Origin of the sequence: Clostridium yunnanense (genome assembly GCF_016595795.1) — a bacterium.
GTDB classification, from domain to species: domain Bacteria; phylum Bacillota; class Clostridia; order Clostridiales; family Clostridiaceae; genus Clostridium_AR; species Clostridium_AR yunnanense.
On record NZ_JAENHN010000032.1, the window covers coordinates 65966 to 81561 of the forward strand.

Here is a 15596-nt window from a genome sequence, read left to right on the forward strand (position 1 = left end):
TAAAAAATAAATTAATCATTGACAGTTAGAAAATTGTGGATTAAAATAAAAACATACTAAATATATAAGAGATATAGGAATTAAACAATGATGAGAAGAGTACGTTAAGAGAATGGCCGACAGAGAAAAATCTCCTAGGGTGGAAGAGGTTATGGGCAAGGCTTAATGGAAGTGCATCTCTGAGTTCTGAATCGAATTAATAGTAGACTTCAGCGGGAACGCCCGATATAGCGGTGCGGTATGCTTGTACCAACATACTATTAGATTTTGTGTGTTTGCATAAAAATCAGAGTGGAATACGAGGTTTTGACTTCGTCTCTGGATTGGAGACGGGGTCTTTTTTCATTCTATATAGTTTCATGTGTTTAGCTTAGATTTATTAATAATTTTTTACAAGGGGGAACAGAAATGACATTTAAAAAATTATCAATGCTTGTAACAGCACTAACAACAGCGGCCTTTTTACTAGTAGGCTGCGGTGGTGGAGCAAAAAGTACAGCAAATTCATCAGGAACTGCAGCAAAATCAGATACCTTCATCTATGGTATTGATGGTGATCCTGGTAACTCTGTAAATGTAATAACAACAAGTGATCGTTATGGGTTAATGGAGATAAAAGCATTGTACTCACCACTATATATGTATAATGTTGATGGAATTAATTATTTCCTTGCTGAAAGCATGACTCAATCAGCAGACAAATTAACTTATACTGCAAAGTTAAGAAAAGACGTAAAGTGGAGTGATGGCACTAAGTTTACTGCTGATGACGTAGTATTCACATATAATGAAATGTTAAAAGAAAAGAATGCTGGCTGGGCATATAGTCAATTGATCTTCAACGGAAAACCAGTTAAGGTAACAAAAGTAGATGACTATACAGTAGATTTCACTTTACCAGAAGTAAGTGCTCCTGGAATAGAACTTTTAGCTAATATCTTTATAATGCCAAAGCATATATATGATGGTGAAACAAATTTTGAAAATAGTACTAAGAATGCAAAACCTGTAGGAACTGGTCCATATAAACTAGAAGAATACAAAGCTGGTCAATACGTTAAGATGGTTAGAAATGATGATTACTTCTTAGGTAAGGCAAAGATACAAAATGTTATCTTTAGAGTAATACCGGATGCTAACACTGCTAAGCTTTCTCTTCAAAAAGGAGAAATAAATGCTTTATCAGTTCAATCAAGAGATTTGGACAGCTTGTTGAAAGGTAATAATTTAACTCCTTATAAGTATGATGAAGGTAGAGTAGCTTATGCTGTCCTTAACTCTAATTCACCAAAGCTTAAGGATGCAAGTGTTAGACAAGCAATTTTCTATGCACTAAACAGAACTGATTTGATAAATGCAGCTTTTGGATCAGAGGAATATGCGAAAAAAGCTTATTCTTTCCTTCCTAACGAAAATAAATTCCATACAGATAATGTTGAGAAGTATGAGTTTGATCAAGCTAAGGCTAAAGAACTTTTATCAAAGGCAGGAGTTTCAGGATTAAAACTTAAACTTGGATATCCAGGCAGTAATGTTCCTTACCAAAAGGAAGCTGCTATCATCCAACAAAATCTTAAGGCAGTAGGAATAGATGTTGAGCTTGCAGCAGGTGAAGATGCTGCTATAAGTCAACAAATGAAAAATAAAAATAGTGACTACGATATGTTCATTGGTGGGTATATCATGGGTATAGATCCAGATACCTTTAACTCATTATTCCTATCAGATAGTAAATTTAACTACAGTCACTATGCAGACAAGCAAATAGATGATTTATTTAATGCTGGAAGAGTAGAAACAGATGAAGCAAAGAGAAAAGATATATATAATCAAATTCAACAAAAGCTTCAAGCAAATGCATATTTCTATCCAATTCTTGAAAATAAAAGAATTGTAGTTATGAGTTCTAATTTAGCTGGAATTGATGATGCTAAGTTGGTTCCAGTTTATACTTTTGAAGATATGTCTAAGCTTTATTATAAATAAAAGTCATATAGATGTAATGTAAATACATGGAGAATATATAGGTTTATATTCTCCATGTATAATTTATTAATTAAGGAAGTGAGTACAAAGTGGCAAAATACATATTTAAAAGAATACTACAAGCTATTCCGCTACTTTTAATTATTACTATAATATGTTTCGTGTTAATTCAAATGGCACCTTACAATGCGGTAGATGCCATGACAACACCAAAAATGTCCCAAGAAACAATTGATCTAATTAAAGCAAAATATGGCTTTGATAAGCCTGTCTATGTACAGTATTTTTTATGGTTAAAGGGGATGTTAACAGGTCAGTTTGGATATTCAATTGTTACTCATGAAAGCATTTCAAACGATTTAGCTGCAAGACTTCCAGCTACTATGGTTTTGGTTTTTCCAGCTTACTTGATATCACTTGTTATCTCAATAGTTCTTGGGCTTATAGCTGGATCTAATAAAAACAAGCTTGTAGATAAGATAATAGATGGATTTTGTTCAATAAGTATAGCTACTCCAACCTTTTGGTTTGCAATGATTTTAATTTTTATATTTGGATACAAGCTATCTATACTTCCTATATTGGGTATGAATACTATAGGAGTTGAAGGGTCTATATCGGATTTTTTACTACATTATATAATGCCATGTGTTGTGTTAGTTATCGCTTACACTCCGGAGCTTGTTAGATATGTTAGATCCTCAACCATAGGACAAACTTCTGAAGGGTATGTGATGGTACAGAATGCTTTTGGAGCAAGTAAGAGCGAAATATTATTTAGACATATCTGTAAAAATGTTCTTCTACCAATTATCACGAAGATAGGCATGGCACTACCTATGCTCGTTACTGGAGCAATGATAACAGAAACTGTTTTTGGATGGCCAGGAGTAGGTCCGTATTTTGTTACAGCAGTTCGAGGTTTAGATTATCCAGTGGTTATGGCTATTTTAGTATTATCTTCTTCTATGGTCATAATAGGAAACTTATTGTCAGATATATTATATTCAATTGTTGATCCTAGAATAAAAGAAATGGAGTAAGGCCAATGAAAAGCGTAAGATTTAAAAAAGTCATAGATGAGTTAAAGGGTAATAAAAGTGCTTTGTTTTCAATAGCCTTTCTGGTATTTATAATAGTTATATCAATATTTGCATTTTTAATACCTATAGATCCGAATGATACTGATACTTCAAGTATATTACTAACTCCTAGTATGAGCCATTTATTTGGAACTGATGAACTAGGAAGGGATTACTTAGCGAGAACTATTTATGGAGGAAGAGTGTCTCTTGTAGTTGGAATCCTCGCTATGATTATTTCAACTAGCATAGGTATAGCTGTTGGCACAATAAGTGGATATTTTGGAGGGCGTATAGATAATCTTTTAATGAGATTTGTTGATATAATATCATCTATTCCATGGATGATACTTGTAACTGTAGTAAGCATATTTTTAAAACCTGGACTTCAAGCCATAATCATAGTAATTGGATTATTTTCTTGGATGGGAACAGCCAGACTTGTACGTGCGGAAACCCTTTCTATAAAACAAAGAGAGTATGTACTTTATGCAAATTCCATCGGAGAGTCTTCAAGAAACGTGATTTTTAAACATATTATTCCTAGTGTGTTTCCAACTATAATAATCGCTTCAACCTCAAGTATAGCTGATGCTATAATGACAGAATCCTCATTAAGCTTTTTAGGACTTGGGATCCAGCAACCTATGTCATCTTGGGGGAATTTACTTCAAAATGCTCAGACAAACTTACAAAATGCACCATATATGGCTATTTTGCCAGGTGTGTTAATAATACTTACAATATATTCTTTCAATAAATTAGGGAATGTTTTAAGAGTATTTGCTGAGCCAAAGACAGCAGGAGGAGGTAAATAATATTATGAATGACGAGACACTTCTTAAAGTAATAAATTTAAAGACTACATTTTATAATAAAAATAGTAAGATAGAAGCTGTTAGAGGAGTTGATTTTGAAGTTAACTCAGGAGATGTTCTTGGAATAGTAGGTGAATCAGGTAGTGGTAAGAGCGTACTTATGCGATCAGTGATGAACATACTTCAAGAAAATGCCAAGATAGACTCGGGAGAAGTTGTTTTTGAAGGAAAGGACCTTTTAAAACTATCTCATAAGGATATGAAAAAAATCAATGGAAAAGAGATGGCTATGATTTTTCAGGACCCAATGTCTGCTCTAAATCCACTAAAAAAGGTTGGAGCGCATCTTGTTGAGGTTATAGTTAGGCATAAAGGGGTCAATAAGAAAGAAGCAAAGTCTCTGGCTATAAAACTTTTAGCTGATGTTGGGATTCCTATGCCAGAAAAAAGGATAGAGCAGTATCCGCACGAATTTAGTGGTGGTATGAGGCAAAGAGTGCTTATTGCAATGGCACTTGCTTGCAAGCCTAAGCTATTAATTGCAGATGAACCTACAACTGCCTTAGATGTTACTATTCAAGCACAGATTTTAGAGCTTTTAAAATCTTTGAAGGAAGTCAATGATATGTCTATTATTCTTATAACACATGATCTAGGGGTAGTAGCTAATATCTGTAATAGAATAGCAGTTATGTACGGTGGCTTAATAATGGAAGAAGGAACTACTGAAGAAATCTTTTATGAAACTAAGCATCCTTATACAAAAGCTTTACTGAATTCTATACCTAAAGTTGAGGGAAATGAAAAAGTAAGGCTTAAACCTATAGAAGGTTCTGCTCCATCTTTATTAGACCCTCCTAAAGGCTGCCCTTTTGCAGAGAGGTGTGAATTTGCAAACTCAAAATGCTTAAGTAGGATGCCGGATTATAAAAAGTTTAGCGACACCCATAGAGCTAGGTGCTTTTTACTGTAGAGTAAATTATATAATTTTCCTCATATTCATTCGGAAAGGCAGATGCGTTAAAAAGCTCACTGAAGAAGGTCACTTCAGCGACCTTTTTATAGGGGGAAGATGAATTACGCAAGTCAATGTAAAGGAGGCATATAAGTGGATAATACAGATAGAGTATTAATAGAAGTAAAAGACTTAAAAAAATATTTTCCCGTTAAGAACAAGTTTATAGGAAGCGAAAAGAAGTTTGTTAAAGCGGTAGATGGGGTCTCTTTTGATATAAAGAAAGGCGAAACCTTTGGACTTGTAGGTGAGTCTGGCTGTGGTAAGTCAACTCTTGGAAGATCAATCACTAGACTTTACGATGTAACTTCAGGTGATATATTTTTTGACGGAACTAATATTGCAAAATTTAATAAAAAAGAGATGAAGCAGTATAATAAAAGGATGCAAATTATCTTTCAAGATCCTTATTCGTCACTTAATCCTAATATGAATGTGGAAGAACTAATCAGTGAACCTCTTCTGCTGCATACAAATCTTTCTAAGAAGGAGAGAAATGACAAGATTCAGAGTTTGCTTGAAATGGTTGGACTTAAGAAAACAGACATGGAAAAGTTTCCACATGAATTTAGTGGAGGCCAATGTCAAAGAATAGGAATCGCAAGAGCTATATCAACTAACCCTGAGTTCATATTATGTGATGAGCCTATATCAGCTTTAGATGTATCTATTCAAGCTCAAGTAGTAAATATGCTAGAGGATTTACAAAAGGAACTTGGATTAACCTATCTCTTTGTGGCTCATGATCTTTCAATGGTAAGACACATTTCAGATAGAATAGGTGTAATGTATTTAGGCAATATTATAGAGATTTCTGGAAGTAATGATTTATATAACAATCCACTACATCCATATACAAAAGCATTACTTTCAGCGATACCTATAGCTGACCCACTAAAGGCAAAAGCATCTCAAAGACAAATAATCGAAGGAGATATACCTAGTCCAATAGATATTCCTTCTGGATGCAGATTTCATACGAGATGTCCGTACGCAAAACCTATGTGTAAGGAATCTACACCTCAAATGAAGCAAATAGAAAATGGACATTTTGTTGCATGTCATTTATATTAGTTAAAAACTAGTCACCAAATGAATTGTCACTTGTAAAGTTGACAGATGACGATTCATTGGACTAGTTTTTTTCTTTTTCATCAATAAATTATAGTTAGACTAAGAAATCTAAACATACTTGAATAGAAAATTAAAAAAAGATTAATAAAAAAATATTCTCCCCCCTTAAATAGTAAGTATCTAATCGTATATTAATATGCAAAGAATTATGAGTAGGATATGTGATTTTAAATATAGGAGGTCTAGAACTGAGGCTATTATAAATTACATGCCTAAAGGTTACAAAAGTGGTGTAAGGGTGCAAATACATATGATAATAAACAGCGAGGGATATACATGGAGACAAAAACATTTAAACCATTATATTGGAATCACTTTACTGCAATACCTAACTTTTTTGATTTTATTGATTCTGATATAAGTGAAGTATTTGGTAAAAAGGGGAGCTTTATAGTTTTCAATATAGTTAGTTTAAGAAAGATTAATGAAAAGTATGGAAGGAATTTTGGTGATTTACATACTAAAGCTTTAATAAAAGCAATTACCAATATTTCATCAAAATATAAGAAATCTTATTGCTTTAGATTTGGAAGTAACGATTTTGTAGTTATATTACCTGATTATACTACAAAACAAATTAACGAGATTTGTATTGAAATCAAAGAACAATATAAAAGTAATGTAAATTCTTTAGGTCTTAATAGAGCGCAGCTAAATAAATTTATGATTGAATATAGAAAAGAGATTGCTTCTGTAGAAGATTTTATGAAAAGTTATCTGAGCATGCCAAGATGCTTTGACTTACAAAACACAATAAAAGGAATATGATAGGAAGTTAAACAAATTATTTTGGGGAGGATTTGAATGGAAATAAAAGCATTTGATGATGTTTATAGTAATTGTTCTTCAGTACGTCCGAACTTCTTTGATTTTCTTGAAGCTGATATTAGTAAAATCTTTGGAGAAAAAGGTGCATTTATAGTTTTTAATGTTTATAATTCTAAAAATGAAAATGATGAGTTATATATAGAAAGTATTTTTAAGTTAGTTAGGAATGTAATTTCTACATATTCAAATGTATATGGTTTTATCTTGGGAACTAACGATATAATAATTACCTTTCCAAACTATAATTTAACTGATATCGAAAAGATATCTTGCAAAGTGGAAGTTAGCCTAAATAATATAATGAAAATTATAGAAAAGCCATATCTGCAATTAAATAAATTTACTCTAAAATATAATCAAAATATCAACTCTGTAGAAGATTTTTATGAATTACTTTTTGATAATGTAATGAAGCAAGAAGAAAGTAAAGAAGTTTCTAGAGTAAAACTGAAAAGTATAATACATATGTTTACAAATAATATAAGGAACACACTTCATTCTTATAAGTATGCAAATGAACTTGCGTTTATCGATGATGTTTCTGGTATCTCAAATCATAGGGCAGGTAAATTATTTTTATCAAAACTAATAGAAGAGTATATGGAAAATAGAAAAGGCTTTGCAATAATGTTTATAGATGGAGATAACCTGAAACGTTATAATAATATAAGTTATGAAGCAGGTAACCAGATGATTAGAAATCTTAGTACTATAATTAAAAGTTCCATAAGATGTGAAGATAAAGTGTTTAGATGGTTATCAGGTGATGAATTCGTAGTGATACTTAAAGACATAGATGGACAAAATACTTTAAAGTTAGCTGAAAGAGTAAGAAAAGCAGTTCAGGTTCAAACTAAAAACTATATATATCCTACAACTATTTCAGTAGGAGTAACTCATTATCCAAGTGATGGGAAGAACGTTAATGATCTTATAAACAGAGCTGAAAAAGCAAATGCTTATGCAAAATCCATTGGGAAAAATCGTGTGATAAAGTGGAATTCTTCAATGGCTGATTAAATATATAAAATACTTTTGATCATAAAAAATAGTTTTTAACCGTGTTTAAGTTAATTTCATGAATAGTTAAAACATATTTTAAATTTAATAATAAAAAATATGGGTACCCCCATAAAATAGAGAGTAGCTACGTATATAATACTAGGCGAAATTTTGATACATCAGTAAATGGGGGTAAGTATGCTTGAAGTTGGTTATGTATTAGATGATAAATATGAAGTAATAAAAATAATAGGTTCTGGAGGTATGGGCACAGTATATTTATGCAAGAACATACGTCTAGAAAACCTTTGGGCAATAAAGGAAACGGAAAAATATGATAATGTAAGCTTAGATATCTTATCAGAGTGTAATATACTAAAGAACTTGAATCATTCTGGAATTCCTAGAATAGTTGATATATTTTATGAAAAGAACTATGTATATTTAGTTGAAGATTATGTGGAAGGAAAAACTTTGTTTGAGTATGTCAAGAATGAACAAGGGGTTGAATTAGAAAATATTAAGACTATAATTCTTGAAATTAGTGAAATAATAGAATATTTGCATAGTCTTAATCCACCAATAATTTATAGAGATTTGAAACCTTCAAATATAATAATAAATCCAAGCGGGAAAGTTTTTCTTGTAGATTTTGGCATATCAAAATTTTATAAAGTAGATAGCGATAGTGACACAATATGTATGGGGTCCAGTGGATATGCAGCACCAGAGCAGCATGGATTAGCACAGTCATGCAAACAAACAGATATCTATGGTATGGGAATGGTTATTTATTTTATGATTACGGGTAAAGTTCCGTTTAGTGGCGCAGAGCCATTATTTGATGAAAATTATGATAAAAACATAAATAAAGATTTTATAAGAATAATAAAAAAATGTGTACAGCCTGAAATTAAAGATAGATATACCTCTGTTTATGAGCTGAAAAAAGAAGTTATTGAATTATCGATCAACGAAGAAGATGATAAGACTACGCTTTTAAAAGGTTCAAATGAAAAAGTCAAGAAGATGAAGAAGAAATTTAGTATAAAAAAGATTTTTCTAATTATTCCTTTCTTCGTAATTTTAGTATTATCTTCAATATATCTTTTAGGAGAAAGCGTTGTAGATAATGATAATGAAATAAATAAATCTAATATTGAAAATACAGTGAAAAGTGTACCTGAAGCAACAAAAGAAACCAATGAACAAAATCAAAATAATACTTCATCAGATGCAACTAGTGATAGCAAACTACAAAATCAAGTAACTGATGATACTATTAATAAGCAAACTTTGGATAGTCAAGAAACGATTTATAATCAGCACAAAGCTAAAGGGAATGGTAAGAAGAAAAAATAATCTAGATTATATATACGCGTCAGTTATTTTTTCAAAAAAGTTGGGTAAATAAAAATATCCAACTTTTTTTGTTGTAAAGGGAAGTATAAATTTTTCTAAATTAGAAAACTCAATTAAAAAATTGAATATATACTTAAACGACATTGACACTTTAGGTATAAGATTATATACTATAATAGTTATAAAAATATAACTATTATAGTAATATAACTATTATGAAAATATAACTAATATTATATCCTTTGGAGGAATAAATGGATAAACAGATATATGATGAAATGATTGAAAATCTATATTGGGCATTTCCTTTGCTTAAAACTAAATTGGTAAAGCCTTTTGATAAAGAGGAAAAAGCAAGTGATCTAACAGGTACTCATATGACTATACTTTTTATGGTAAAAGAAAAAGGAAGTATATGCATATCAGAAATAGGAAAACATTTAGGGATTTGTAAAGCAAATCTTACACCTCTTATTCAAAAATTAATAGATAAAAGCTATATTGAAAGATTCGTTGATGATAAGGATAGAAGATACACTTATATTAAACTAACAAGTGTCGGGGAAGATTTCATGGAAAACAAAAGGTATAAAGTACAAGAGTTTTTGAAAGAAAAGGTATCAGATTTAAGCGAAGCAGATTTGATGAAATTATCAGCTTCAGTTGCAGGTTTAAAAGAAGTTTTAATGAAAATAAAATAATTGTTAGAGGAGTGTAAGTATGGAAAAAACAAACAGATTAGGTGAAGAGAAGATTTCGAAGCTCCTTGTTACTTTCTCAGCACCAGCTATTATAGGTATGCTAGTAAATGCAATGTATAATGTTATTGACAGAGCAGTAATAGGGCATGGTGTAAATGAACTTGGAATCGCGGGAATAACAATTGGATTTCCTATTCAAATAATAATGATGGCGTTTGGTATGCTTATTGGTATTGGGGCAACTTCTTTAGTATCAATCCGTTTAGGTGAAGGAAAAAAAGAAGAAGCTGAAAAGATTATGGGGAATGCTGTTACTTTACTAATAGTGGTTTCTATTGTTTTAACAATTTTAGGATTGATATTCCTTAATCCTTTGCTTAAAGCATTTGGAGCAAGTGACGCAGTATTACCATATGCAAGAGATTATGTTAAAGTAATTCTTGTAGGAATGATCTTTGGTACAATGGGATTTGGTATGAATAATTTTATTCGTGCAGATGGAAATCCAAAGATAGCAATGCTTACAATGCTAATAAGTGCTTTAATTAATGCAATCTTAGCCCCAATTTTTATATTTATATTTAAGTGGGGAATGGTAGGCGCAGGTCTAGCAACCGCTTTAGCTCAATTAGTATCAAGTACTTGGATAATGTCATATTTTCTTATGGGAAAGAGTTCTCTTAAACTTAGAGCAAAGAACCTTAAGCTAGAATCAAAAATAGTAAAAAGAATTTTAACAATAGGTATGCCGCCTTTTGCAATGCAATTATCGAACAGTTTACTAAATGTTATTTTAAATAAAACACTTATTGTATACGGCGGAGACTTAGCAATTTCAGGTATGGGAATAATTAATAGTATTCAAACCTTAATGTTAATGCCGGTAATAGGAGTTAGCCAAGGTTCACAACCAATAATAGGTTACAATTATGGAGCTAAGAAATACAATCGTATTAAAGAAACCTTAAAGTTAGCAATATCGGCAGCTACAGTTATCGTAGTTATTGGGTTTATATTAACTAGAATATTCCCGAATCAATTTATTGGTATATTTGCATCAGATGAAGAATTGATAAAATTCGGAACGCATGCACTTTTTATATTCTTTTTATGTTTACCTGTAACAGGTTTTCAGATTATAGGAGCTAATTACTTCCAAGCAGTTAGTAAAATGAAACCTGCTATGTTCTTGACCTTATCTAGACAAGTGCTTATACTTATACCAGCAATTTTAATTCTTTCAAAAATGTTTGGATTAGATGGAGTATTATATGCAGGACCTTTAGCTGATTTTGTTGCGGCAGTTTTAACTGGAATCTGGCTATGGAAAGATTTAAAACATCTAAATGAAGTTGAAGAAGACGAGAATGAAGACTTATTGGTTCTAGAAGATTAATAATTAATATATAATATATTAAAAAATATAAGAAGCTGTATCAAAAATTTTGGTGCAGCTTTTTCATATCTAAGAATTAGCTCTAGATATTTTTAATACAGTAAAGCTAATACTAAATTAATAGGTGCAGTATATACTTTTGTATCGTATAGTAAAGTATCTAAGTAAATTATGTAAGTGACATTCAATGGAGGAATTAATAGTATGAAGAAAAAATATGGATTGATAATTATTTCTATTTTTCTTGTATTGTTAATGATAGGCGATATCTTCGTTAGTTCATTTTTTTATAATTTAGCAGTTGCAAGAAATAATAAGGCTTTCTTAACAACAACTGAAGATATACCAGTAACTAATACTGAGACTAAGCCTAAAGTTAGTGGTAGTGAAAAATGGGTAAATGAAATCGGTTATGAAACAGTAAGTATAAAGAGTTTTGACGGACTTAAACTTGTTGGTTATTATATTAAGGCTAAGAATAAGACTAACAAAACCGCAGTGCTAGCTCATGGCTATGGTGGAAGAGGTAAATCAATGGGAGATTTTGCAAAGATTTACTACGATATGGGCTACAATGTACTAATGCCTGATAATCGTGGACACGGAGTTAGTGAAGGTAATTATATTGGCTTTGGATGGGTAGATCGGTTAGATTATTTGAAATGGATTGATTTTATTTTGGAGGAAGTAGGGGAGAATACCCAAATTGTTCTTCATGGTGTGTCTATGGGCGGTGCTACTGTTATGATGGTAAGTGGAGAAGATTTACCTAAGCAGGTTATGGCTATTGTGGAGGATTGCGGATATACATCTGTTGAAGACGAATTAGCTTATCAGCTAAAAAGAATGTATGACTTACCAGAGTTTCCAATTATCCAATCTACAAGTTTACTTACTCAGATTAAAGCAGGATATAACTTTAGTGAAGCATCTGCTTTAAGGCAGGTTGAGAAGAATAAAGTGCCTATGCTTTTTATTCATGGTGAAAATGATGTTTTTGTACCTACAAGTATGGTGTATAGATTATACGATGCTTGTAGAAGTGATAAAGACATACTTGTCGTTAAGGGTGCAGAGCATGGGTTATCTTTAACTAAAGCTCCGATTGCATATAAGAGTAAGGTCAAAGAGTTTGTTGGAAAATATATAAAATAATCATGAAAATAAAATTAGAGCCTATAATAAGTTCGAATAAAAAGCTTGAGGAAACTCAAGCTTTTTGTTGACATCAATGAAAAGCATAATTATGATTAATTTAATTAGAAGTATAACCAAATATAGGAGAGTGCAAATGGATATTTTAGAAGCAATAGAAAAAAGAAGATCTCGTAGAAGTTATTTGTCTACACCAATAGCAAAGGATAAGATTGAAAAAATCGAGAGTCTTATATCTAAATATAATGAAGAAGGGGGGATTTCGATACAGTTTGTTGAAGATGGAAGTGATGCTTTCAATGGATTAAGGAAGAGTTATGGAATGTTTTCAGGTGTTAAAAGTGTATTGGCGCTTATCGGAAAAAGCGACGATCCAAATCTAGCTGAAAAGTTAGGATATTATGGGGAGCTCTTGGTACTTGAGGCAACTAAATTAGATTTAGGAACCTGTTGGGTAGGTGGTTCTTTCGATAAGAAAACTCCAATTGGTAAACTGAGAAATGATGAAACCTTAGTTTGCGTTATACCTATAGGAAATGTTGAAGAAACACAAACTATAAAAGAGAAGCTTATATCTAAAGCAGTACATGGAAAGATAAAACCAGTAGAGGAATTTTACACAGCAGTTGGAGAGGTTCCTAATTGGTTTTCAGAAGGAATGAAGGCTGTACAAAAAGCACCTTCTGCAAAGAACACTCAAAAGGTTAGATTTAATTATAATGAAGGTAGTATAACTGCTGGTATTGAAAATACTTACGTCTTTGATTTAATTGATTTAGGAATTGCTAAGGCTCATTTTGCTATAATAGCAGATGGTTATTTTGAGTTTGGTAACCCAGGAAAGTTTATAAAGAATAGAAAATAAAATTACAAATTAACCATAGAACCCCTAAAGACATATTAGATCAGTCTTTAGGGGTTTTAATAACATATAAAATATTATTAAGAAATAAAAGTTAGAGTAAATAACATGATTATTAACATAATAGCATATGGTGTTGTAATTATATGGTATACATATAATTATGGGCGAAAATAAGAGGAATTTCGTAAAATATGAAGAATTATAGTAAAATATGAAAATTTTGCTATAACGTGGAGGGACTGATCAGATGCTTCATACAACGCCTGTTGATAATATTAAATTAAAAGATAAAGATAATAAATTACTAAATTTAGATTTTAATTGCTTTGATTATATACCTACTGCAATTTTGGTTCAAAGGGATGATGAAATCGTTTATGCTAATAAAGTGCTACTTAAAATATTTCAGTGTGACTATCAGTGGATATTGGGAAAGTCAGTTTATAAATTACTTCAAGTTGAAGATGATAAAGGGATAAATGCACAAGTGCAGCAATGTTTTAATATAAAAGATGGTGAATACAAAATAAAAAAACCTAAAGGAGACGAAATTGAAATAGAATTAAAAGTTAATGATGAAAAGTTAGGCGATAGTACTTTCCTTTTTTTGACTGTAAGAGACATAAGTATTGAAAGAAGAGAATACGAATTAGTCCGAAATCGTGGAGATAGATATAATGATATACTTGAGAATCTTCCAGTTAGCATTTATATAACCATTGACGGAAACTTTGAAAAGGTGAATAAAGAAGGCCTAAAATTATTAGGAGTGGAGGATTTTGAAGACATAAAAGGTAAGAGTATTATGACATATATCCATCCTGATGATTTTTGCCATATTAATAGCAGGAAAGATATATTGTATAACAAATCGGAAGCTGTATATTTTGAAGAACAAAAGATTATTAGAAAAGATAATGAAATATTGACAATTGAGTCAGCTTCATTCCCTTATACTGTAAAAGGCAAAAAAGGAGTTGTGACCACTATTAGGGATATATCTAAGAGAAAACAGTTAGAGGTTGATCTTCATGAAAGCAGAGAACTATACAAAAGTTTGGTTGATATATTGCCTATTGGGATAAGCATCCATGATGGTAATACATTTTCTTTTGTCAGTGATTCTTATGTGAAGATATTGGGATATGATAGTCCGGATGAATTAGTTGGTCAGAAACTTACTAAGATTGCAAGCAAAGAGGTTGAGGAAGTTGTATATGAAAGACTAAATTCTCTTTTAGATCATAATATAACTCTACCTCCAATTGAGTATAAGTTTGTCACCAAACAAAATACTTTAATTGATGTTGAGATTATATCTGTGAGATTTTCCTATAATAAAAAGGTAAGTATTATTTCTACTGTGAAAGATATCACTGAAAAAAAGAAAGCTGAAAAAGATAGGCTGCTTCTGGAAAAGACCTTAGAGTATGATAGATTAAAGACTGAGTTTTTTACAAATATTTCTCATGAACTGAGAACTCCTTTAAATATATTATTAAGCTCTTTACAACTCATAGAGTTATATGTTGGAGATGATACTAATCCTAAAATGATGGATATTAAAAAATATTCTAATGTAATGAAGCAGAACTGTTATAGATTGCTAAGACTTATAAATAATTTACTGGATATAACAAAAATAGATTCTGGTTATTATGGATTAAATTTTCGAGGTCACAACATTGTAAAAATAGTTGAGGACATAACACAATCTGTTGCAGCTTATATGAAAGAAAAAAACATTCAAATCATATTTGATACCGATGTTGAAGAAAAGATAATTGGATGTGATGAAGATAAAATAGAGAAAGTAGTTTTAAGTTTGCTTTCTAATGCGGTAAAGTTTACCAAGCCGGGAGGCGTTATAGATGTATCCGTTAAAGATCTAGGAGAAAGTGTGAAGATAAGTGTAAAGGATACTGGGATTGGTATACCAAAAGACAAATTAGGTCTAATCTTTGAGAGGTTTATTCAAGTAGATAAATCTCTATCTAGAATAAGCGAAGGTGCAGGAATTGGATTGGCCTTAGCTAAGGCTTTGATAAAGATGCATGGTGGAACAATTAATGTTACAAGTGAATATGGCAAGTATACACAATTTGATATTGTACTCCCATTAAGAGATATTGAAAATGAAAATGTAATGTCAAATTCACATCAATATCTAGATAGGTGGATAGAAAATAAAGATAAAGCTGAGAAAGTAAATATAGAATTTTCTGATATCTACATCTGACTTAAAGGGGGGA

The 15596-nt window shown here is 31.2% G+C and carries 13 protein-coding genes; all 13 read left to right on the forward strand.

From position 1 onward, the window contains the following. Window positions 1-408 precede the first annotated feature (408 nt). Entirely contained in the window at window positions 409-1986 is a 1578-nt protein-coding gene (locus JHL18_RS10795; protein ID WP_200268995.1) for an ABC transporter substrate-binding protein, read from the forward strand. 89 nt (window positions 1987-2075) lie between these two features. Continuing rightward, window positions 2076-3029 carry an ABC transporter permease subunit gene (locus JHL18_RS10800; protein ID WP_200268997.1) on the forward strand — a complete coding sequence of 318 codons (954 nt, stop codon included), beginning with the start codon at window positions 2076-2078 and terminating at the stop codon, window positions 3027-3029. A 5-nt stretch (window positions 3030-3034) separates the two neighbouring features. Further along, window positions 3035-3886: an ABC transporter permease gene (locus JHL18_RS10805; RefSeq protein WP_200268999.1), complete on the forward strand. Its 852-nt coding sequence runs from the start codon at window positions 3035-3037 to the stop codon at window positions 3884-3886. A 4-nt stretch (window positions 3887-3890) separates the two neighbouring features. After that, a complete protein-coding gene (locus tag JHL18_RS10810) occupies window positions 3891-4859 on the forward strand; it encodes an ABC transporter ATP-binding protein (protein WP_200269001.1) in 969 nt (322 codons plus the stop codon). A gap of 135 nt (window positions 4860-4994) precedes the next feature. Further along, the gene (locus JHL18_RS10815) at window positions 4995-5975 is read left to right on the forward strand and encodes an oligopeptide/dipeptide ABC transporter ATP-binding protein (RefSeq protein ID WP_200269003.1); all 981 of its coding nucleotides are present in this window, start codon (window positions 4995-4997) and stop codon (window positions 5973-5975) included. A 336-nt stretch (window positions 5976-6311) separates the two neighbouring features. Next, window positions 6312-6803 (forward strand): diguanylate cyclase domain-containing protein, encoded by a 492-nt coding sequence (locus tag JHL18_RS10820; RefSeq protein ID WP_200269004.1) that lies wholly within the window; start codon window positions 6312-6314, stop codon window positions 6801-6803. Window positions 6804-6839: 36 nt separating this feature from the next. Continuing rightward, window positions 6840-7883 carry a GGDEF domain-containing protein gene (locus JHL18_RS10825; protein ID WP_200269005.1) on the forward strand — a complete coding sequence of 348 codons (1044 nt, stop codon included), beginning with the start codon at window positions 6840-6842 and terminating at the stop codon, window positions 7881-7883. A gap of 180 nt (window positions 7884-8063) precedes the next feature. Beyond that, window positions 8064-9227, forward strand: a complete 1164-nt coding sequence (locus tag JHL18_RS10830; RefSeq protein WP_200269006.1) for a serine/threonine-protein kinase — start codon at window positions 8064-8066, stop codon at window positions 9225-9227. Between the two features lie 254 nt (window positions 9228-9481). Continuing rightward, a complete protein-coding gene (locus JHL18_RS10835; RefSeq protein WP_200269007.1) occupies window positions 9482-9928 on the forward strand; it encodes a MarR family winged helix-turn-helix transcriptional regulator in 447 nt (148 codons plus the stop codon). A 19-nt stretch (window positions 9929-9947) separates the two neighbouring features. Continuing rightward, a complete protein-coding gene (locus JHL18_RS10840) occupies window positions 9948-11324 on the forward strand; it encodes an MATE family efflux transporter (RefSeq protein ID WP_200269008.1) in 1377 nt (458 codons plus the stop codon). A 204-nt stretch (window positions 11325-11528) separates the two neighbouring features. Next, window positions 11529-12479 (forward strand): alpha/beta hydrolase, encoded by a 951-nt coding sequence (locus JHL18_RS10845; protein ID WP_200269010.1) that lies wholly within the window; start codon window positions 11529-11531, stop codon window positions 12477-12479. A 136-nt stretch (window positions 12480-12615) separates the two neighbouring features. Next, the gene (locus JHL18_RS10850) at window positions 12616-13344 is read left to right on the forward strand and encodes a nitroreductase family protein (protein WP_200269012.1); all 729 of its coding nucleotides are present in this window, start codon (window positions 12616-12618) and stop codon (window positions 13342-13344) included. 247 nt (window positions 13345-13591) lie between these two features. Beyond that, window positions 13592-15583, forward strand: a complete 1992-nt coding sequence (locus JHL18_RS10855; protein ID WP_200269014.1) for a PAS domain-containing sensor histidine kinase — start codon at window positions 13592-13594, stop codon at window positions 15581-15583. Window positions 15584-15596: the final 13 nt, after the last annotated feature.

Coding starts and splice junctions, on each gene's coding strand:
- JHL18_RS10795 (WP_200268995.1), top strand. CDS start 409: ATGACATTTAAAAAATTATCAATGCTTGTAACAGCACTAACAACAGCG.
- JHL18_RS10805 (WP_200268999.1), top strand. CDS start 3,035: ATGAAAAGCGTAAGATTTAAAAAAGTCATAGATGAGTTAAAGGGTAAT.
- JHL18_RS10810 (WP_200269001.1), top strand. CDS start 3,891: ATGAATGACGAGACACTTCTTAAAGTAATAAATTTAAAGACTACATTT.
- JHL18_RS10820 (WP_200269004.1), top strand. CDS start 6,312: ATGGAGACAAAAACATTTAAACCATTATATTGGAATCACTTTACTGCA.
- JHL18_RS10825 (WP_200269005.1), top strand. CDS start 6,840: ATGGAAATAAAAGCATTTGATGATGTTTATAGTAATTGTTCTTCAGTA.
- JHL18_RS10830 (WP_200269006.1), top strand. CDS start 8,064: ATGCTTGAAGTTGGTTATGTATTAGATGATAAATATGAAGTAATAAAA.
- JHL18_RS10835 (WP_200269007.1), top strand. CDS start 9,482: ATGGATAAACAGATATATGATGAAATGATTGAAAATCTATATTGGGCA.
- JHL18_RS10840 (WP_200269008.1), top strand. CDS start 9,948: ATGGAAAAAACAAACAGATTAGGTGAAGAGAAGATTTCGAAGCTCCTT.
- JHL18_RS10845 (WP_200269010.1), top strand. CDS start 11,529: ATGAAGAAAAAATATGGATTGATAATTATTTCTATTTTTCTTGTATTG.
- JHL18_RS10850 (WP_200269012.1), top strand. CDS start 12,616: ATGGATATTTTAGAAGCAATAGAAAAAAGAAGATCTCGTAGAAGTTAT.
- JHL18_RS10855 (WP_200269014.1), top strand. CDS start 13,592: ATGCTTCATACAACGCCTGTTGATAATATTAAATTAAAAGATAAAGAT.